The organism is Pseudomonas sp. H1h (genome assembly GCF_000633255.1).
In the GTDB taxonomy this organism is placed as follows: domain Bacteria; phylum Pseudomonadota; class Gammaproteobacteria; order Pseudomonadales; family Pseudomonadaceae; genus Aquipseudomonas.
This window is the reverse complement of record NZ_AYMJ01000030.1, coordinates 13,051-32,450: the sequence shown is the minus strand read 5'-3', so window position 1 is coordinate 32,450 and position 19,400 is coordinate 13,051. Positions and strand designations below refer to the sequence as shown.

The window sequence follows — 19,400 nt, the reverse complement described above, 5'->3', positions numbered from 1 at the left end:
CTTCAGCCATAGACTGTGGTCACCGAATCGACCACGAAAGGGCTGCGACATGGCGAGTTTCTGGCTGTTTTTTCTGGCATTGGCGGTGGTCTATCTGTTGCCCGGCCCGGACATGATCCTGTTGCTGCAAACCGGCGCGCGGCAGGGTCGCGGTGCGGCACTGGCGACCGCTGTTGGCCTGGGGATTGCCCGGGGCTGTCACGTGGCGTTGGCGGCGCTGGGCCTGGCAGCGCTGTTCAAGGCAGCGCCGTGGACGTTCGATATGGTGCGCCTGGCCGGTGCGGCCTATCTGTTGTGGATCGGCATTCAGTGCCTGCGCAGCACGTTGCTGCCCAACCTCAATGCTGCCCCTCAGACCGGTGTTCACGGACAATGGCGCGAAGCGATTCGTCGCGGCTTGCTGACCAACCTGCTCAACCCCAAGGCCTTGCTGTTCTGCTCGGTGCTGTTGCCGCAGTTTATCGTCAATGATGGCGCACCGGTGCTGAGCCAATTTGCCACCCTCGGCGTGCTGCTGGTGGGCGTCGGGCTGCTGTTTGACAGCGCCTACGCCCTGACCGGCGCCGCGCTGGGCCGTTGGCTGCAACACAGTCCAACCGCCCAGCGCGTCCAGCAATGGTTATTCGGCAGCCTGTTGATCGGCTTCGCCGTGCGCCTGACGTTTATCCAGCAGGCCTAGGGCTTGCGCGCCTTGCGGCGGCGGCTGAACAACGCCAACGCGCCAGCACTGAACAGCACCAGGACACCGACCACCGGCCACTTGTACGGGCGCAACGTATTGCGCACGGCATCGGTAACCTGAGTCACGTAACGCTTGTCGGCGTTGTCGAAATCCGGATACGGGCATTGATTGCCGAAGTCCACCGCCCAAGGAACGTACGGGCCTTCATTGACGTAGCGTCGATACAGCGCGCTCTGCTCTTGCAGACTGCTGTTGAAACCGGCGGCATTGCACAACACCGCCGCAAACGCCTGGCTGGTGTGCGGTAAGTTGTCGGCAGCTCGGCCGGCCAGTGCGGTGGCGACAAAGCGGTAGTGATAACGCTCATCCGGCTGCGCCTGACTGGCCTTCTGGCGCTGCACTTCGGCTTCCGCCACCAATGGCCCGACTTTCAGCTCGGTGTTTTCCAGGCTGTAGTTGCCGCCAAACGTGGCGTAGTCCGGCGCCATCTCGTAGCCGAGGATGTCCATACCCCATTCGCGCGCGGTCCATGCCGCGTTGTACAAGGCGCTGGCGCGTTTGGTCGGCCACCAGGCGGCATCGGCCTTCAGGCGTTGCTCACCGTACAGGCGGGCCTTGTGCTGCAGATCGGGATTGTCGAAATAACCGACCGCCTCCTCGTAATGCCCCTCGCGCAGCAAGCGCCGTCCCAGCAGGTTACGCAGGCTGGCAGCGACCGGCAGCGGCACGTAGTTGTCGCGCTGCTGCTGGGTCAGCACCGCAGGCGCCGGCACGTTGTCATCGACATATTGTTTGAGCTCGTCGACCGTCAGTACGCGCTCGGCTACCGTCGCGGCGTCGAACCAGTAGATGCTGTTGCTGCGATACAACTGCACGAACGCTTGCAGGTATTCGCCGCGCTGCAACGCGAGGATCGCGCTCTCGCCCTCGACCCGGCATTTGGGCTGCAGGGTTTCGAAGTCCCAGTCCGGGGTGCGTCGGTAGCCCCAGTCCTCGTTCTGCGGGAAGGCCTGCGCGGCTTTGGCATAGGCAGCAGCGGCCGCATTCTTGTCGCCGTCACGCACCGCCAGTTTGGCCCGCAGCCACCACGCCAGCCCGCCGTCACCGGCGTTCTCGAGGAAGGCCTTGGCACTGGCGTAATCGCCCTGTTGGTAATTCATCGCCGCCAGTCGATCAGCGTTTTCCAGGCTGCCACGGGTGCTGTTCTGCAACAGTTTGATGAGTTTCTTTTCGTTCGGCGGTTGCTCGTCGAATGACCAGCCCATGCGGCTGATCAACGAGGCAGTGACCAGTTGCTGCACGGCCTTGCGCTCCAGCAGCTTGGCCAGTTCCGGCTCAGGCAGTTCGGCCAGCTCATTCATCAGTTGTTTCAGCGAGGTATTGCCCACCGCCGAGCCGTGCAGGTTCTGCGCTTCATACAGTTCGATGGCGCCATCCCAGTCGCCGGCGGTTCGCAGCACCCGTGCCTCTTCACCGAGGCTGGCCACCCCGAGCTCCAGCGGATCGCTGAAGCCGTCGATGCTCATCTGTCGGGTCTGGCGGAAGGCATCGCGCGCGTCCTCCAGCGCCTCGACGGCATCGCCGGCCTCGGCGCTCATGGCAAACCAGGTTCGGCCCAGCGAATACGCCGCCCAGGTGCTGCGCAGCGGACGCTGATCGGCCGGCAGTGCCAGCACCTTGTTGAAGTACTCGACGGCCAATGGATGATCGCCCGTGGCAAACGCAACCGCGCCGGCCACGTACAGGCGGATTTCCGGCGGCAGACTGGCGCCCTGTGCCTCGACCTGACGTGCATCGGTCAGACCGCGCAATTGCTTGACCAAGGCTTGTTGCTCGGCACTCAGACCGACCTGCTCGGCTTTTTCACGAACGGCAGCCGGTTCGTTCTCGTCACCGTACATATCGTTGGGATTGTGCGTCGCTGCGGTGACGTTCTTCAGCCCGGCAATGGTTTTACCGAGGCGGCTGATCTCGAAGTTGAAGTTGCCCTCCGGCAGCTCGGCCAGGGTTTGCCCGCGATTGTCGAGCAGGCGCATCGGGAAGTCCGGGCCGCAGGCCAGCGCCGAACCCAGCGGCAGGCTGAGGCTCAGGCAGAGCAGATGGCGGGGCCAGTTACGGGTCAACATGCGAACCTCCTTGATCAATAAATGCACAGCGAGCCCAACCGATGGCACGTTGTCCGCCCGCCGGCAATCGGCCGTCACGCAGGCGGGTGAAGGTAAGCAGATCCGCGCTTTGTTGCAACGAGTAACCGGCGAGCGCGTCGGCGCCTTCACAGCCACGTGCCTTGACACGCAACTGCGCAGGCCAGGCCGCGTCGAGATTGCCAGGGTTGGCGAGGTGGATGTCATAGAGGCCGTCGTGCTCACTGAATGTCAGGCCGAGCCGGCTGCTCAACGCATCGCCGCTGGCCACGGCGCGCAACGTGGTCAGGCTCCAGGCCCGGCGGTCATTGGGCAATGGCAGGCGAAACCAGATCAGCCCGGCCAGATGCGCTGGCGGATCCTCGCGCAGGGACTTGGCGAGCGTGCTCAGTTGCAACGGATCGGCGAGCAGTTCCCGGCGTTGCCCATCGCGCTCGAGCGGTACTTCGCTCTCCACCACCGGGGCACCGCCAGCATCCGGCAGCAGCGCCACGCCATAGGCTGGCAGCGCCAGATAGAAAGGCTTGTCGGTGATCTTCCCCCAGTCACTGGCCCAGCGTCGCGCCTGCTCGGGGTCGAACAATCCGCGTCGCGGATCACTGACGGCATGCACCTGCAGCACGCTGCTGTCGACCGTGACCAGCAAGGCAGGCAGCTGTGAACTGCCGAGCCACGCCGGCAGCGCGGTGATGCTCAGCGGCAACGACGCGGGCAATGCCGAACGCAAATGCGTCAGGAACTCGATGTATTCGGTCAGGCGCGCGTTGCCCGCATCATGGTCAATCTCGACGCCACTCACGGTCAGCCCTTGCGCTTGCCAGTCGGCGACAACCTGAAGAGTCTGTGCGGTGACCTGCTGCTGATCGAGCGCCTTGAGCTGGCCGTCGAGACGAATCACCACAATCAGAGGCCGGCCATCGTGCTTGAGCAACGGCGCATCGATTCGCGCGCGGTGCCAGCCGTCATTGGGAAACGCCTGCAAGGCCAGCACGCGCAATGTCGAAAAGCTCTCGCGGCTGTCGCGCAGCGCGGCGTCATGCGCCGACGTCCATTGACGTTGCCAGACATAGAGTTGCTGATCGAGGGCGGGGGCGTCATGCCGCTCGCAAGCAGCGAGCAACCCCATTGCCGCGATCAAAATCGAAAAGCCGAACCGCATGAAAGGCCTATTCCCTACTGATACAAACAGTCAGGGTACACAAATCCCTGTAGGAGTGAGCCTGCTCGCGATAGCGCAGTAACGTTCGACATCGATGTTGCCTGATACGCCGCTATCGCGAGCAGGCTCACTCCTACAGGGAAAGCGACTTATGGCTTGCGGGCAATGATCACCTGACTTTTTGCCACCACCGCATCCAGCGCCTGCTTGATCTGCGCGCCACGGGGCGAGTCGAGTACCGCTTGCCAGGTGTCGGCCCAGTGATTGAGCAACGGGTGATCCGGGTTGCTGAAATCGACCTTGGCTTCCCAGAACAGCAGCATCCACATCGACCAGTAAAAGCCGTACTGGCTGTGGCTGATGATCTCAAGGCCGGCTTCGCTGACCATCGCCTTGAACTGTTCTTCGCTGATGATGCGAATGTGGTTGGGCTTCTGGAAATACTCCGGCGCCGCGATGTCTTTCTGCAAGTCTTCGGAACTGGGGTGCGGCACGCTCAGCAGGTACAGCGCACCCGACTGGCCGACCCGCACCAGTTCGGCAAGGAACTGCGCCGGGTCGTCGACGTGCTCGATGACTTCGGTGGACACCACGCGGGTGGCGGTACCGTCGGCAATCGGCAACGGGTTGCAGTCAGTGACGTGGCATTCGACGCTGCGCGCCGGGGTATCGCTCAGGCGTTGACGGGTGGCCTCGACCTTGGTCGCGTCGATGTCGGCAATGATGATTTTCGCTCCACGCATGCCGCAGAAATGCACGTTGCCACCGTCGCCACAGCCGACGTCGAGCAAGGTGTCATCGGCGGTCACCGGGAAGCCCTTGAACAGCTCGTTGGTCTCTTGGTTGAACCAGCCGCTGAGCTTGGCATCGTAGAGGCCGAGCATGTACGGATCGACCTTGTCCGCCACCGGCGCGACAGGTTGCGCGGGGGCCGGTGCAGGCGTCGCCGCCGTGAGTTTTTTCAATAGGCTCAGCATGAGGTGGCTCCGGAGGTTGAAACGGCAGGTCGGGACGTATCAAGGCGCCGCACCAAAGCGGCACCGCGATTGCGCATCGGCATTTCGATGAATCGGTAGTTCAGCTCGCTGAGCAGCACGATCAGACCCAAGGCAATCAGCACAGTCAGAATCGGGTGCCCGGCAGGGCTCGGCAAACCCGCAGTCTGCAAGCGGAATATCAATTCACGCACCAGCAGATAGGTCGGGATGTGGATCAGGTAAATGCCGTAAGAACGACTGCCAATCCACGCCATCAGCCGTTGCACAGGGCCGGCCGGCAGCAGGTAATCGCGGTTGTACGAGGCAATCCACACCAGCAGCGCGCCGAGCACGGCAATCGAGCCGATGCGGTAAGGCGCGAAAGTGAAACGGTCGGTGGCCATGTAGCTCATCAGCAGCGCCACGCCAATCAACACTGACAGGCCGGCCCACGGACGCCGCAGAAACGTCGGTTGCCAGCGCCGGTAAGAAGGTTGCGCGCTCCACATCGCCAGCAGCACGCCCAGCGCCAGCGCGTCAGTGCGCACCACCATCAGCAACGGCGTGCGCAGGGTCAACAGTTGCACCGCGACCAGCGCCAGCAAGGCCCAGACCAAATGCTTGCGGCACAGCACAATCACCAGCGGGAACAGCAGGTAAAACTGCTCCTCCAGGGCCAGGCTCCAGTAGACGAAACTGCTGCCGTATTCGTATTGAAAGAAGCTGTCGGCAAAGCGCAAATTGGCGTACTGCAACACTCCCGCCAGCGTCGCCTGCAGGTTGGCGTGCAGGCTGCCAAAGGCACCGGAGCGGTTGAGAAACACGCACGCCAGCAGGATCAGCGCCAGCCATAGCCAGGCCGAGGGCAACAGGCGAAACACCCGACGCAGCCAGAAATTACGCGTCTGTTGCCAATATTCCTGACGCGTCGTGCAGGCGCGCAGCGCGGGGATCAGGCTGCGGGCGATAACAAATCCGGAGATGGCGAAGAACAGATCGACGCCCCACCACGGTTGCGCCCAGGCGTGGATGTTTTCCAGCAATGGCACCGTGTCGGTGAACAGGCTGCCCTGCAGGTGATGGAACAACACGCCGAGGACGGCAATGGCGCGCAGCACCTCGATGTCCATGATCCGCTTGGCGCTCATGGCTGGCTCCCGGCGCGGGTTTCGCCCGCCAGCGGTTTGCGGGCGATGATCACCTGGCTCTTGGGCATGAAGCGGTCGAGCATTTGCTTGATGGCCAGGCCATCCGGCTGCGCCAGCAGGTCTTGCCAGGTACGCGACCAGCTCTCCATCAACGGCGGGTACGGGGCCTGAATCCGGTCGCGCACGGCGCCACCGAGGTCACGGCCGGCGGCGCGCTCACTGGCCCAGAAGAAGATCATGCCAATCACCCAGAAGAACCCGCTGGCCTGCCGATGCTCGATCACCAGCCCGGCGTTCTCCACCAGTTCGGCAAAGCGCTGCTCGGTGAAAATCTGCACGTGGTTCGGCGTCTGGTAATAACCGGCGGGGGCAATGCCTTGTTGCAGGTGCTCGCCGACCGGCGCCGGGACACTCAGCAGATACTGCGCGCCGGGACGCCCCATGCGCACCAGTTCGGCCATGAACGGTTCCGGTTGATCGATGTGCTCGAGCACTTCCATGCACACCACCTTGCTCGCACAACCGGCGGCCAGCGGCAACGGCAGGCTGTTGCTGACCAGGCCCAGATTCGTCTTGTTGCTCTGCGCCTCAACCTGCCGGGCCAGATCGCGGACCTTGTCATGTTCACTGTCGGTGAAAATCACCGAGGCGCCCTGTCGCACGGCGAACAGCGTCGCCACGCCCTCGCCGCAACCGACGTCGAGCAAGGTATCGTCAGCCGTGATGGCGAAGCCCTTGAGCAACTCGCCACTGTCGTTCGAGAACCAGCCATCGAGAATCGCGTCATGCAACCCCACGTCCCGTGGCGAGGCCTGGCCGATCGGCTGAGGCTCAGGTGCAGGTGCAGGTGCAGGTGCAGGTGCGACAGGCAACGGTGCCGGGCGCAAGCGTGCAAGCAGGCGCCGGATCATGCGCCCAAGGCTTCCACGGACAACGGCTTGATGGCCTCTGCGTGCTGGGCAAAAAATGTGCGCAGGCGGTCCTCTGCACTTGCCTGGCTGCAGAAGCGCTGCAGGTTGTGTACGGCATGCTCGGACATCCGCGCATAACGCTCGACATCGTTTTTGGCCACCTCATAACTGGCGCGATACGCCGCGCACAACGAGTCCCAATCAGTCATGTAGCGCAAGGTGCGGTAGGCCGCACGCGGGTCATGGGGCCAGGCCGTGAGCTCGTCGGTGGAGTCGACAATGAACGCGTTGTCGCTGTCGACGTAGTCAGCCATCGCCGTGTTCAGCGGCGCAATCGCCGGTTTGCCACAGGACATGAACTCCATCAGCGGCAAGCACTGCCCTTCGCCATAGGAACTGTTGACCACGTAACTGGTGGCCTGCACCAGTGCTTCATAATCGGCGTCCGCCAGATACCCATGGATCAGTACGATCCGGCACTGGTAGGACTGGTTCTTGTACAGGTGATGCAGCATGTCACTCAGGGCATTGGCGATGTCATGGTGCGTGAGTTTCAGCACCAGGGTGGCATCGGCGACGTCACGGAACGTGGTGCAGAACGCGCTGATCATGTCCTGCCAGTTCTTGCGCCCGTCGTAAGGGTTGAACACCGAGGTGTAGACCACGCCGTCCAGTTGCAACTGGCAGTCCTGCGGCGGCTCGGCGAACGACAGCGGCGTGCCTTCGCACAATCCCGGCGGACCGTACGCGCGCAGGTCTACCGTGCGGCTGTCGAGCAACAGGCCGCGCAGCTTCAACTGCACCGCCTCGACCACCGGCTGCTTGCGTAACTGCGCACCGCGCGCGGCGAAGCGGTCCCACACCGGTGCAGCAATCGCACAGATCGGGTAGTCCGCGCCCATCACGTCGCATACAGCGTTCACCGTGAAACTCGAATGGGTAATCGCCATGCCGCAGGCGTTCAACACCACGCGCCAGTCATGCCGGGGCTCGCCGTGCCAACTCTCGGTGGGAATAGTGCTGAACTCCCAGGCAAACACCGGAATGGTCGGGCAGGCGTAATGAGTCGGCGTGCGATGCGGCGGCGAGAACGACAGGAACACGCACGCCTCACCGCGACTCAGGCAATCGAAGTACAGCCGATCGACCAGTTCGTCCGGGTTGCTCACTTCAATCACTTGCCCCAGACGCTCGAGCACCGGGCGGAATTCCTTGAGCACAAAGTAGTAGCTGTATTCGGGACGCCCGAGGTTCTGCTGGATATTGCTCTTGTTGGTTTCCGAATGAATGATGATCAGCATGATGCAGTCCCCGCCTCGGCGATCAGCTGTGGGGTTGTTGCACTCGGCGTCAGCTGAAAAAATTGCGCCAGACGCTGCTGCACCGGGGCAAAACTGCAGTATTCGCGCATGCGCTCGTTCGCGGCCTGGGCCATCGCCTGATAGGCCGCCGGATCATGCCTGGCCATGGCGTAGCTGTCCTCGTAGGCCGTTTTCAACGACCCCCAATCCGGACGATGGCGCAGGGTGCGATAGAGGATCTTCACGTCATCCGGCCAGATCGTCGGCTCACGACTGGACTTGACGATGAAGCCGACACGCTCGTCGATGTAGTCGTGCATCGCCGTATGGTCTGGCGCAATCACCGGGCGGCCGCAGGACATGAACTCCATCAGCGGCAGGCACAAGCCCTCACAGCGGGACGCGTTGACATAGAAACTGGCGGCACCGTAAAGCCTGGCGAACTCCTCGTCCTGCAAGTAACCATGCATGACCACCACCCGGCAGGCGAACGGTGAAAGCTGCGACAACAGGGTGATCAGGTGCACGTAATAGGTCGCCAGATCGTTCTGCGTCATCTTCAGCACCAGCGTGGCATCTTCGACGTCGCGCATGGCCCAGCAGAAAGCAGTGATCAGGTGATGCCAGTTCTTGCGCCCGTCTTCGGGGTTGAAGACGCTCACAAACACCACGCCGCTGACCTCGGTCTGCACCGTGGCGCTGGTATCCGGCAGGCTGGCCTGCGGATGCTCGGCCACCGCTGGCACAGGCACTTCACTGCCGCCAGGATCCGGCGGCAAGGGTTCGGCGGCAGGTGCACGCAAGCGGAACAACTGACGGCGCAGGGCGATCGGCAGCAGATCGCGAACGGCTTCGCGATACCACAGCAGCAGATTGTGCTTGAGCAGAAATAACGGTTGGTGTTCGTTGGAAGTCGCCGTTGCCCGCCAGCCTTCGCGCAAGTAGTGCTTGGTGATGAACGCACGACGGCGCAGGGTCAGTTCCGGTGGCGGCGCAGGCTCGGACGGCGCAGCGACGTCGCCCGGCTCGCCGGGTTCCGATGCCGGCTCATTGGGCGTCGGTGCAATCAGCCCGTCGGCAGACAGGCCGAGAGTGCGGCTGTCTATGATGCAGCCCTTGATCTGCAACAGGGCGCCCGGGTTCACCGGCACAGCCGGGTATTGCTGGCGCACAGCGGCGAAGCCTTCCCACAACGGCGTCGGCAACACCAGCACAGGAAAGTCCTCGCCCATGGTCCGGCGAATGGCTTGTGCCGTGTGGCTGGACAACGTGATCGCCCGACCATGGCGCGCGAGGATCCGGCTCCAGTCATGGTGGACGTGTTCTTCGCGAGGGTCGACCGGGATCGAGTCGTACTCCCACGCGATCACGCAGACCACCGGACATTGCAGGTCGGTCGGGGTTTTGTGCGGAGGGGCAAACGAAAGAAAGAGGCTGTCCTGACCGGTCAGTTGCAACTGCCGATACAACGGGTCGACTTCGGCGGCCGACGACACCACGTGCACCTGCCCAAGGCTTTCCAGCACAGGACGGTAGGCCTTGAGCACGAAGTAATAGCTATATTCCGGACGGCCCAGACTCTGGCTGATGGAGCGGTCGTTGACGTCCGAGTAAAGAATGAAATTCATGGCATCCCACGGTGAAACCACCATCCCGGCAGCTTCACGCTATGACGGCCAAGCGCTGGATCGAGTCGGGATCACCGCTGCTCGTCCTTCGTCATGGAGCTCGTCTTCGTTCTTGTTTTAGTGGCTGGTTTCACCTTGTTGCGCAATGTCCCCCGGCTAACCTGAGGAGATGGCGACGAGGGCCATTCTAAACACATCCTTCGCAAATCCGGGAACCGCCGGACGAGAATAAATCAGGCTACGCTGACGAGAACTGACCGGTCACGGTTTGCCCTGTTGAAATTGCTGCGCATTTGGCACAGATTGGTAACAAACAACTACAACAATGACTTCGCCTGTCGTCTTGTCGGTCTTTTTCATCCGGCCTGACAGACTTCTCCTTAAAGCCTGTGGGAAAGTGGCGAAAGTTAAAGACCAAGGGGTCGCTGTTTGAAAAAGCGCTTGTTCGTCACGGGACTGAGTGGATTCGTGGGACAACATCTCCAGTCGCGTCTGGCGCAGCCTGATTCGACGTGGGAACTGCTGCCTGCCGCCGCACCCTACGATCTCACGGCATCGCAAAGCCTCGTCGACCTGTGGCCGCAATTGCCCGACGCGGTGATTCACCTGGCCGGCCAGACCTTCGTTCCCGAAGCCTTCCGCGATCCGGCCCGCACGCTCGAAATCAATCTGCTCGGTACCCTCAATCTGCTGCAAGCCCTCAAGGCACGCGGTTTTCAGGGGACCTTCCTGTATGTCAGCTCCGGCGATGTCTATGGACAAGTCGACGAGCGCGCCCTGCCCATCACCGAACTCCAACCGCCCTGCCCGCGCAATCCGTACGCGGTGAGCAAGCTTTCCGCGGAGTTTCTCAGCCTGCAATGGGGCCTGAGCGAAGGCTTGCCGGTGCTGGTGGCGCGACCGTTCAATCACATCGGCAGCGGGCAGAAAGACAACTTTGTCATCGCCAGTGCTGCGCGCCAGATCAACCGCATCAAACAAGGCCTGCAAGCCCCGCAACTGGAGGTCGGCGACATTGACGTCACGCGGGACTTCCTCGATGTCGGCGATGTGATCTCGGCGTATTTCGCTCTGCTGGAGAAAGGCACGCCGGGGCAGGTCTACAACATCTGCTCGGGCCACGAGCACAGTATCCGTAGTTTGATCGAGCAGATGGGCGACCTCGCCGAGGTCGACCTGCAACTGGTCCAGGATCCGGCGCGCATGCGCCGTGCAGATCAGCGTCGCGTTTACGGCAGTCACGCAAGGCTGGCCCAGACCACGGGATGGACGCCTGAAATCACAACACAACAATCCCTGCGGGCGATCCTGTCCGACTGGGAGCAGCGAGTACGACAAGAATGAAAAGTGCACTGATCACAGGGATCACCGGCCAGGACGGCGCCTATCTGGCCCGACTGCTGCTCGACAAGGGTTACAAGGTTCACGGTCTGGTCGCACGGCGCAGCAGCGATTCGCGCTGGCGCCTGCGCGAGATGGGCGTCGAAGCCGACATCGTCTATCTGGACGGGGACATGGCCGACGCCTGCTCGGTGCAGCGTGCGGTCATCCAGTCGGCGCCGGACGAGGTCTATAACCTGGCCGCGCAAAGCTTTGTCGCCGCGTCCTGGAATCAACCGGTGACCACGGGCATCGTCGATGGCCTGGGCGTGACCCACCTGCTCGAAGCGATCCGCCAGTTCAGTCCGCACACCCGTTTCTATCAGGCGTCCACTAGCGAAATGTTCGGCCTGATCCAGGCTGAACAGCAAGACGAGAACACCCCGTTCTATCCACGCAGCCCCTACGGCGTGGCCAAACTCTATGGTCACTGGATCACCGTCAACTACCGCGAAAGTTTCGACCTGCATGCCAGCAGCGGCATCCTCTTCAACCACGAATCACCGCTGCGCGGCATCGAGTTCGTCACCCGCAAGGTCACCGACGCCGCCGCCCGCATCAAGCAGGGCAAGCAGCAGGAACTGGCCTTGGGCAACATCGACGCCAAGCGCGACTGGGGTTTTGCCGGTGACTACGTCGAAGCCATGTGGCTGATGCTGCAACAGGACAAGCCTGACGATTTCGTGGTCGCCACCGGCGTCACTACCACCGTGCGCGAGATGTGCCGCATCGCCTTCGATCACGTCGGTCTGAACTACCGCGACTACGTGAAGATCGACCCGGCGTTCTTCCGCCCGGCCGAAGTCGAAGTGCTGCTCGGCAATCCGGCGAAGGCGCAGCGCGTACTGGGCTGGAAACCAAAAACCGACCTCGACACCCTGATCCGCATGATGATGGATGCGGACATGAAACGCGTCGCCAAGGAGTAGGCCATGCTGATCCCCGTGATTCTGTCCGGCGGTGCCGGCACTCGTTTGTGGCCGGTGTCCCGCGAGGGCCATCCCAAGCCGTTCATGACCCTGCCCGACGGCCAGTCGTTGCTCGGCAAGACCTATCAGCGTGCCGCCGCATTGCTCGATGGCTGGGGCGACATCGTCACGGTGACCAACCGCGAGTACTACTTCCAGAGCAAGGATCACTATTGCGCGGCTCACGTGTCGCGCCACCGTGGGCACTTCCTGCTGGAGCCGACCGGGCGCAACACCGCCCCGGCAATCGCCGCCGCCGCCCTGTCACTGCAGGCGTTGCACGGTGACGATGCGATCATGGTGGTGATGCCCGCCGACCATTTGATCGTCAACCAGGAAGCACTCAAGAGCGCTGTCGAACACGCCGCCAATCTGGCGAAGGACGGTTACCTGGTGACCTTCGGCGTGGTGCCGAGCACTCCGGAAACCGGCTTCGGCTACATCGAGACCGGCGCACCGCTGGACGCCAGAGGCGCGGCGAAAGTGCAGCGCTTTGTCGAGAAACCCGACCTGCAGACCGCCACCCATTACCTGGAAAGTGGCGACTTCCTGTGGAACTCGGGCATGTTCTGCTTCACCACTGCCACCCTGATCAACGAGTTGCAACTGCATGCCCCGCAGTTGCTGGAACAGACCCGTGCCTGCATGGAGGCCAGCGCCCCGGTGGAAACCGTCGGCTGCCTGCAACAGGAACTGTCACCGGCACTTTTTGCGGAAATCACCGATATCTCCATCGATTACGCGTTGATGGAACGCTCGGAAAAAGTCGTGGTGGTGCCCGCCGGTTTCGACTGGAGCGACATCGGTTCATGGGGTGCCGTGGCGGCGCTCGTGCCGGCCGATGCCGACAACAATCGCGCCAGCGGCGAAGCGATCTTCATCGACAGCCACAACAACTTCGTGCAGAGCGAAGGCCGACTGGTGGCCACTGTGGGTGTGGATAACCTGATCATCGTCGACACCGCCGACGCGGTGCTGGTAGCCCACGCCGACCGCGCCCAGGATGTGCGGCGGGTCGCCAAGCAGCTCAAGGACAAATCCCACGAAGCTTATCGCCTGCACCGTACGGTCAGTCGCCCGTGGGGCACCTACACCGTGCTCGAGGAAGGCCCGCGCTTCAAGATCAAGCGCATCGTGGTCAAGCCCGGCGGCAAGCTGTCGCTGCAAATGCACCATCACCGCAACGAACACTGGGTGGTGGTCGAAGGCATGGCCAAGGTCACCAACAACGGCACCGGCACTCATCTGGTGGCCAAGAACGAATCGACGTTCATTGCCGCCGGACACCGCCATCGCCTGGAAAACCCCGGCGTGATCGACCTGGTGATCATCGAGGTCCAAAGCGGCGAATACCTGGGTGAAGACGACATCGTGCGCTTCGAAGACCAATACGGCAGGACGGTTTGATGCTGCTTTCCCTGTACCGCTCGCTGCGCAGCTATCGCGGATTCGTCCTCGGCAGCGTCAAGCGGGAGTTTCAGGCGCGTTATCGCAATTCGCTGTTCGGCGCGCTGTGGACCGTGCTCAATCCGCTGTCGATGATCGTCGTGTACACGGTGATCTTTTCCCAGATCATGCGAGCGCGCCTGCCGGGTGTGGAGGATGGCCTGGCCTACAGCGTGTACCTGTGCGCGGGCCTGCTGACCTGGGGGCTGTTTGCGGAAATCACCTCGCGCAGCCAGAGCATGTTTCTGGAAAACGCCAACCTGCTGAAGAAAATCAGCTTCCCGCGCATCTGCCTGCCAGTGATTGCGCTGTTCAACGCCGGGATCAACTTCGCGATTATCCTGGCGCTGTTCTTCGGTTTTCTGCTGATCAGTGGACGCCTGCCCGGCATGGCCTTGCTGGCGCTGATCCCGCTATTGATCGTACAGGTGATCTTCGCCGCCGGGCTGGGGATGATCCTCGGCATCCTCAACGTGTTCTTCCGCGATGTCGGGCAGATGTTCGGCATCTGCCTGCAGTTCTGGTTCTGGCTGACGCCAATCGTTTACCCGCTGTCGATCCTGCCGCCGGGTATCCAGCACCTGATCAGCCTCAACCCGATGACGCCGCTGATGACCAGCTACCAGAACGTGTTCCTCTATAACCAGTGGCCGAACTGGCCGTCGCTGATGCCACTGCTGATCATCGGCCTGCTGTTCTGCGCCATGGCCCTGCGCCTGTTCCGGCAACGTGTCGGCGAAATGGTGGATGAACTCTGATGGGACATATACGCGTCAGCGGCCTGGGCAAGGCCTACAAGCAATACCCCAATCGCTGGAGCCGGTTGTTCGAGTGGCTGGTGCCGTTCTCGGGCACCCGTCATCAGTTGCACTGGGTCCTGCAGGGCATCGATTTCGAGATTCAACCCGGTGAAGCCGTCGGCATCGTCGGAGTCAACGGCGCGGGCAAAAGCACGCTGCTGAAGATGATTACCGGCACCACGCAACCCAGCTGCGGGCACATACAACTGCAAGGCCGCGTTGCCGCCCTGCTGGAACTGGGCATGGGTTTCCACCCGGATTTCACCGGTCGCCAGAACGCCTTCATGGCCGGTCAGTTGCTGGGCATGCAAGTCGAAGAGATCGAAGCGCTGATGCCGCAAATCGAGAGCTTTGCCGAAATCGGCGAAGCCATCGACCACCCGGTTCGCACCTATTCCAGCGGCATGCAGATGCGCCTGGCCTTCAGCGTCGCCACCGCGCGCCGTCCGGACATCCTGATCGTCGATGAAGCGCTGTCGGTGGGTGACGCCTACTTCCAGCACAAAAGCTTCGAGCGCATCCGCAACTTCCGCAAGGCCGGCACCACCCTGCTGATTGTGTCCCATGACCGTTCGGCGATTCAGTCGATCTGCGACACCGCGATCCTGCTGGAGAACGGGCGTCTGGCCATGCGCGGCAAACCCGAAGAAGTCATGGACTACTACAACGCCATGCTCGCTCAGCGTGAAGGCCAGATCGTGCGCCAGGAAATGCTCGCCAACGGCCAGGTGCAAACCATTTCCGGCACCGGTGAGGCGGGGATTGTCAGCGTGCGCTTGCTCGACGCTCAGGGCCGCAGTCTGGAGGTGGCGGAAGTCGGCCAGCCAGTGGTGCTGGAAGTACAGGCCGAGGTGCGCGAGGACATCGAGCGCCTGGTGTTGGGCTTTCTGATCAAGGATCGCCTCGGCCAGGCGATCTACGGCATCAATACCCATCGTCAGGACATGGCGATCACCGACCTGAGTGCCGGTGAACAGGTGACCTTCCGCTTCGCCTTCGACATGCGCCTGGGCAAGGGCAGCTATTCGGTAGCGCTGAGCCTGTCGCGCCTGGATTCGCACCTGGACCGCAACTTCGAATGGCGCGATTACGGCCTGGTCTTCCATGTCATCAACAATCGCCAGGAAGACTTCGTCGGCTGCTCGTGGCTGCAAGCCCGGACCGAAATCAGCCGCTCCAGTGAAAACACCGAGCAACTGCCTGATAGGGAAATCTCGCAATGACACGACTGTTGGTGGAGTGCACTTACGTCTTCGAACACCCGTCCGCCAATTCCGGCATCCAACGGGTTGTGCGCAACGTCATTCAACAGTTGCCCGACGCCGATGCTCAGCGCGAATGCATCCCGGTGGTGATGCTCGACGGGGCCCTGTATCAGGTGAAAAGCCTGGCGCCGATCAAAACGCCGAAAATCAATCTGACCAGCCTGCGAGTGAAGCTGGAGCAATGGGCCAACAACTTCTGGTTGCGGCATCGCGCCCTCGAACGACGCCGCCCTTTCAGCCAGTCGCATTTCGCCCGGCGAGTGCTGTACGTGCTTTGCCGGCTGACGGCGTTCGCCTGTTTCAGCCTGCCGATGCGCGTGCTCGCACGCCTGCTCAAGGGCAAACCCGTGCCCGAACGCTGCGTGCCGTTGCAACATCGGGCCGGCGATCAACTGGTGCTGCTCGATTCGTCCTGGCACGCCAACTTTTTCCCCTTGGCCGAACAACTCAAACGCGATGGCGTGGGCATCGTTTCGGTGATCTACGACCTGATCCCGCTGACCCATCCACAGTTTTGCGACGCGGGCCTGGTCAAAGTATTCAACGACTGGTTCGACTGGATCGCACGCACGGCCGACGGCTATGTCGCGATCTCGACCACCATCCGCGATCAGGTGCGTCAGGAAATGTTGCGCCGGATCGGCACGCAACAGGTTCAGCAGCGCTGGTTCGACTATTTCCACCTCGGTTCCGAGCTGGACCTGACTGACACCGCATCGGAAATCGATCGTAACCTTCTGCACATGTTCAAGAGCCCGGAGCCGGTGTTCCTGATGGTCAGCACCATCGAGCCGCGAAAGAACCACGCCTATCTGCTCGATGCCTTCGAGCGGGCCTGGGCTGCTGGTTCCAAGGCGCGGTTGTGCATTGCCGGGAAAATCGGCTGGAAGTGCGAGGCGCTGATCGAGCGGATCCGCCAGCACCCGCAATTGAACCGTCGTCTGTTCATGTTCAACACGCTCTCGGACAAAAGCCTCGAACACGCCTATTCCCACGCCACCGCACTGGTGTTCCCGTCGCATGTCGAGGGCTTCGGCCTGCCCCTGGTGGAAGCCATGCAACGCGGGCTGCCGGCGATGGCCAGCGACATTCCGGTGTTCCGCGAGATCGGCGGCGATTACATGGCTTATTTCGCGCTGGACAACCCGCAAAGCCTCACTGACCTTGTGATCGCCATGGAGCAGTCCGGGGTGTTTCCGGCAGCCAAGAGCCTGGACCAATGGCGCTGGCTGAGCTGGCGCGAAGCCAGTGCGCAATTGGTCCAGCGCATCGAGCGCAACCTGAACCGCTCACTGCCCGCGCCCGAGAGTCAGCATGCGCATTGCTCTTAACGCGCGGATTCTTCAGGCGCCGCGCACTGGCATCGGCCATTACGTCGCCGAACTGGTCCGCGCCTTGCGCAGCAGCACCGATGTCGAAGTGGCGCTGTTCCACGGCTGGGGCTGGAGCTCGACCCTGCCAGAGGCGGCCATGCCCGGCTACTCACGGCTGACGCCGCTGCTGCGGCAGATCCCCGGCGCCTATCAGGCGCGGCGCTGGCTGGAACAGAAACGCTTCGATCAGGGCCACACGCAAGACCTCGACCTGTATCACGAACCGAGCCTGTGGCCGCTGGCCTTCGATGGCCCGACCGTGATCACCCTGCACGACCTCACACATCTGCATTTCCCTGACACCCAACCGGCGGCGCGCCTCAAGGAAATCGAGCGACGCCTGGCCGCTGGCGTGCAACAGGCGCAGCGGATTTTGACCGACTCACAGGCGATTGCCGACGAGGCCCAGGCCTATTTCGGCCTGCCCGCCGAGCGCTTTGTGGTGGCGCCACTGGGTGTGGCCGAGCGTTTTCACCCACGGGAACCGCACACCATCGAGGCCGTGCTCAAGGCGCATGCCGTGACCCCGCGCGAGTATTTCCTGTGTGTCGGCACCCTGGAGCCGCGCAAGAACCTGAGCCTGGCCCTGCGTGCCCATGCCCTGCTGCCGGAGGCCGTGCGCCAGCGTTTTCCACTGTTGATCGTCGGGATGGCCGGCTGGCAACAGACGCAGTTCAGCGACGAACTGCGCCAGGCCCTGGCGTCGGGGCACGTGTGCCTGCTCGGCTACCTGCCCGATGAACAGGTGGCGCAACTGCTGGCCGGCGCCCGCGCGCTGGTGTTTCCGTCGCTGTACGAAGGTTTCGGCCTGCCGGTACTGGAAGCCATGGCCAGCGGCACGCCGGTGATCCTGACCGGTTCTTCAGCCATGCCGGAAGTCGCCGGCCCGGCGGGCAACTACATTGAATCTGATGATGCACACGGCTTGCGCGATGCGCTCAATCGTCTGATCGACGATCAAGCGCATTGGCAGGCCTGCCGAGAAGCCGGATTGCACCGGACGCGGCTTTTTTCCTGGGAACGTTGCGCACAGGCCACAGCCGGTGCCTACCGCCAGGCCATGGGAGGCTGAATGCGAGTTCTTCATTTTTTCAAAACCTACTTGCCTGACTCGGTCGGCGGTATCGAGCAGGTGATCTTCCAGCTGTGCGAGAGCGGCGCGCATCACGGTATCGAGGGCCAGGTCCTGACCCTCAGCGCCGACCCGACACCGCCCGTGGTGCAACTGGGCCAGCACGAAGTGCACCGCGCCAGGCTCGACATTCAGTTCGCCTCCACCGGGTTCTCCTGGAGTGTGTTCAAACAGTTTCGCGAGTTGGCCGCCGAAGCGGATGTGATCAACTACCACTTCCCGTGGCCGTTCATGGACCTAGTGCATTTCGCCAGCGCCATGAACAAACCGAGTGTGGTCACCTACCACTCGGACATCATTCGCCAGAAGCATCTGCTCAAACTCTATCGGCCATTGATGAACCGCTTCCTCACCAGCGCCGACCGGATTGTCGCGGCGTCGCCGAACTACCTGCACACCAGTGACGTGTTGCAGCAGTTCCAGGACAAGACCCGGGTGATTCCGTACGGCTTGAACAAGGCCGGTTATCCACAGGCCGATAACGAGCGCATGAACCGCTGGCGCCAGCAGCTTGGGGATAAGTTTTTCCTGTTCGTCGGGGTCATGCGTTACTACAAGGGCCTGCACATTCTGCTCGACGCCTTGAAGGACGTGGACTATCCGGTGGTGATCGTCGGGGCCGGGCCACTTGAACTGGAACTGCACGCCCAGGCCGCTGCGCTGGGTCTGCGCAATATCCACTTCCTCGGACGCCTGGGCGATGAAGACAAGGTCGCCCTGCTGCAACTGAGCTACGCCATTGTGTTCCCCTCGCACCTGCGTTCCGAAGCGTTCGGTATTTCGCTGCTCGAAGGTGCGATGTACGGCAAGCCGATGATCTCCAGCGAAATCGGTACCGGCACCAGTTACATCAATATCCACAACGAGACCGGGCTGGTGGTGCCACCGAGCAATCCATTGGCGTTTCGCGAGGCGATGCGCACGTTGTGGGAAAACCCGGAGCGGGCGGCGGCCATGGGGGTCAAGGCCGAGGCGCGTTACCGGCAGTTGTTCACCGCCGATGAAATGGGCCGCAAGTGGACCGAGCTGTATCAGGAGTTGCTGGAGGAAAAAGACCTGTCCTACGCCTGACTTCAGTTGGCGATT

16 protein-coding genes are annotated in these 19,400 nt (G+C 62.2%); 9 read left to right on the top strand and 7 right to left on the bottom strand.

The features are described 5' to 3' along the window. Nucleotides 1–49: 49 nt before the first annotated feature. Nucleotides 50–679, top strand: coding sequence for a LysE family translocator (locus U862_RS0123210; protein ID WP_025112604.1), 630 nt, complete (start codon nucleotides 50–52; stop codon nucleotides 677–679). Here the strand turns inward: U862_RS0123210 and U862_RS0123205 are convergent. From U862_RS0123205 to U862_RS0123175, 7 genes are all read right to left on the bottom strand, one after another. Further along, nucleotides 676–2,808 (bottom strand): hypothetical protein, encoded by a 2,133-nt coding sequence (locus U862_RS0123205; RefSeq protein ID WP_025112603.1) that lies wholly within the window; start codon nucleotides 2,806–2,808, stop codon nucleotides 676–678. The two genes, U862_RS0123210 and U862_RS0123205, sit on opposite strands and share 4 nt — an antisense overlap. After that, entirely contained in the window at nucleotides 2,795–3,985 is a 1,191-nt protein-coding gene (locus tag U862_RS0123200; protein ID WP_025112602.1) for a DUF3142 domain-containing protein, read from the bottom strand. Before U862_RS0123200 ends, U862_RS0123205 begins: the two co-directional genes overlap by 14 nt. Nucleotides 3,986–4,134: 149 nt before the next feature. Continuing rightward, nucleotides 4,135–4,962 (bottom strand): class I SAM-dependent methyltransferase, encoded by an 828-nt coding sequence (locus U862_RS0123195; protein ID WP_025112601.1) that lies wholly within the window; start codon nucleotides 4,960–4,962, stop codon nucleotides 4,135–4,137. Further along, nucleotides 4,956–6,110, bottom strand: coding sequence for an acyltransferase (locus U862_RS0123190; RefSeq protein ID WP_025112600.1), 1,155 nt, complete (start codon nucleotides 6,108–6,110; stop codon nucleotides 4,956–4,958). Before U862_RS0123190 ends, U862_RS0123195 begins: the two co-directional genes overlap by 7 nt. Next, complete coding sequence (locus tag U862_RS0123185) at nucleotides 6,107–7,021, bottom strand: class I SAM-dependent methyltransferase (protein ID WP_025112599.1); 915 nt, start codon at nucleotides 7,019–7,021, stop codon at nucleotides 6,107–6,109. The genes U862_RS0123190 and U862_RS0123185 overlap by 4 nt, the downstream gene beginning before the upstream one ends. Then, the gene (locus U862_RS0123180; protein ID WP_025112598.1) at nucleotides 7,018–8,322 is read right to left on the bottom strand and encodes a glycosyltransferase; all 1,305 of its coding nucleotides are present in this window, start codon (nucleotides 8,320–8,322) and stop codon (nucleotides 7,018–7,020) included. The genes U862_RS0123185 and U862_RS0123180 overlap by 4 nt, the downstream gene beginning before the upstream one ends. Beyond that, the gene (locus tag U862_RS0123175; RefSeq protein ID WP_025112597.1) at nucleotides 8,316–9,950 is read right to left on the bottom strand and encodes a glycosyltransferase; all 1,635 of its coding nucleotides are present in this window, start codon (nucleotides 9,948–9,950) and stop codon (nucleotides 8,316–8,318) included. The genes U862_RS0123180 and U862_RS0123175 overlap by 7 nt, the downstream gene beginning before the upstream one ends. Before the next feature lie 429 nt (nucleotides 9,951–10,379). Between U862_RS0123175 and U862_RS0123170 the strand changes: the two genes are divergently transcribed. From U862_RS0123170 to U862_RS0123135, 8 genes are read left to right on the top strand one after another with little or no spacing between them, the layout of a single operon-like run. Further along, complete coding sequence (locus U862_RS0123170; protein ID WP_025112596.1) at nucleotides 10,380–11,294, top strand: GDP-mannose 4,6-dehydratase; 915 nt, start codon at nucleotides 10,380–10,382, stop codon at nucleotides 11,292–11,294. Then, nucleotides 11,291–12,259: a GDP-mannose 4,6-dehydratase gene (gene gmd, locus U862_RS0123165; RefSeq protein ID WP_025112595.1), complete on the top strand. Its 969-nt coding sequence runs from the start codon at nucleotides 11,291–11,293 to the stop codon at nucleotides 12,257–12,259. Before U862_RS0123170 ends, gmd begins: the two co-directional genes overlap by 4 nt. 3 nt (nucleotides 12,260–12,262) lie before the next feature. Further along, nucleotides 12,263–13,705: a mannose-1-phosphate guanylyltransferase/mannose-6-phosphate isomerase gene (locus tag U862_RS0123160; protein WP_025112594.1), complete on the top strand. Its 1,443-nt coding sequence runs from the start codon at nucleotides 12,263–12,265 to the stop codon at nucleotides 13,703–13,705. Further along, the gene (locus U862_RS0123155; RefSeq protein WP_025112593.1) at nucleotides 13,705–14,502 is read left to right on the top strand and encodes an ABC transporter permease; all 798 of its coding nucleotides are present in this window, start codon (nucleotides 13,705–13,707) and stop codon (nucleotides 14,500–14,502) included. The genes U862_RS0123160 and U862_RS0123155 overlap by 1 nt, the downstream gene beginning before the upstream one ends. After that, a complete protein-coding gene (locus tag U862_RS0123150) occupies nucleotides 14,502–15,767 on the top strand; it encodes an ABC transporter ATP-binding protein (RefSeq protein ID WP_025112592.1) in 1,266 nt (421 codons plus the stop codon). The genes U862_RS0123155 and U862_RS0123150 overlap by 1 nt, the downstream gene beginning before the upstream one ends. Beyond that, the gene (locus tag U862_RS0123145; RefSeq protein WP_025112591.1) at nucleotides 15,764–17,140 is read left to right on the top strand and encodes a glycosyltransferase family 1 protein; all 1,377 of its coding nucleotides are present in this window, start codon (nucleotides 15,764–15,766) and stop codon (nucleotides 17,138–17,140) included. Before U862_RS0123150 ends, U862_RS0123145 begins: the two co-directional genes overlap by 4 nt. Continuing rightward, nucleotides 17,124–18,254: a glycosyltransferase family 1 protein gene (locus tag U862_RS0123140; protein ID WP_025112590.1), complete on the top strand. Its 1,131-nt coding sequence runs from the start codon at nucleotides 17,124–17,126 to the stop codon at nucleotides 18,252–18,254. The genes U862_RS0123145 and U862_RS0123140 overlap by 17 nt, the downstream gene beginning before the upstream one ends. Next, complete coding sequence (locus U862_RS0123135; RefSeq protein WP_025112589.1) at nucleotides 18,255–19,385, top strand: glycosyltransferase family 4 protein; 1,131 nt, start codon at nucleotides 18,255–18,257, stop codon at nucleotides 19,383–19,385. Nucleotides 19,386–19,400 lie beyond the last annotated feature (15 nt).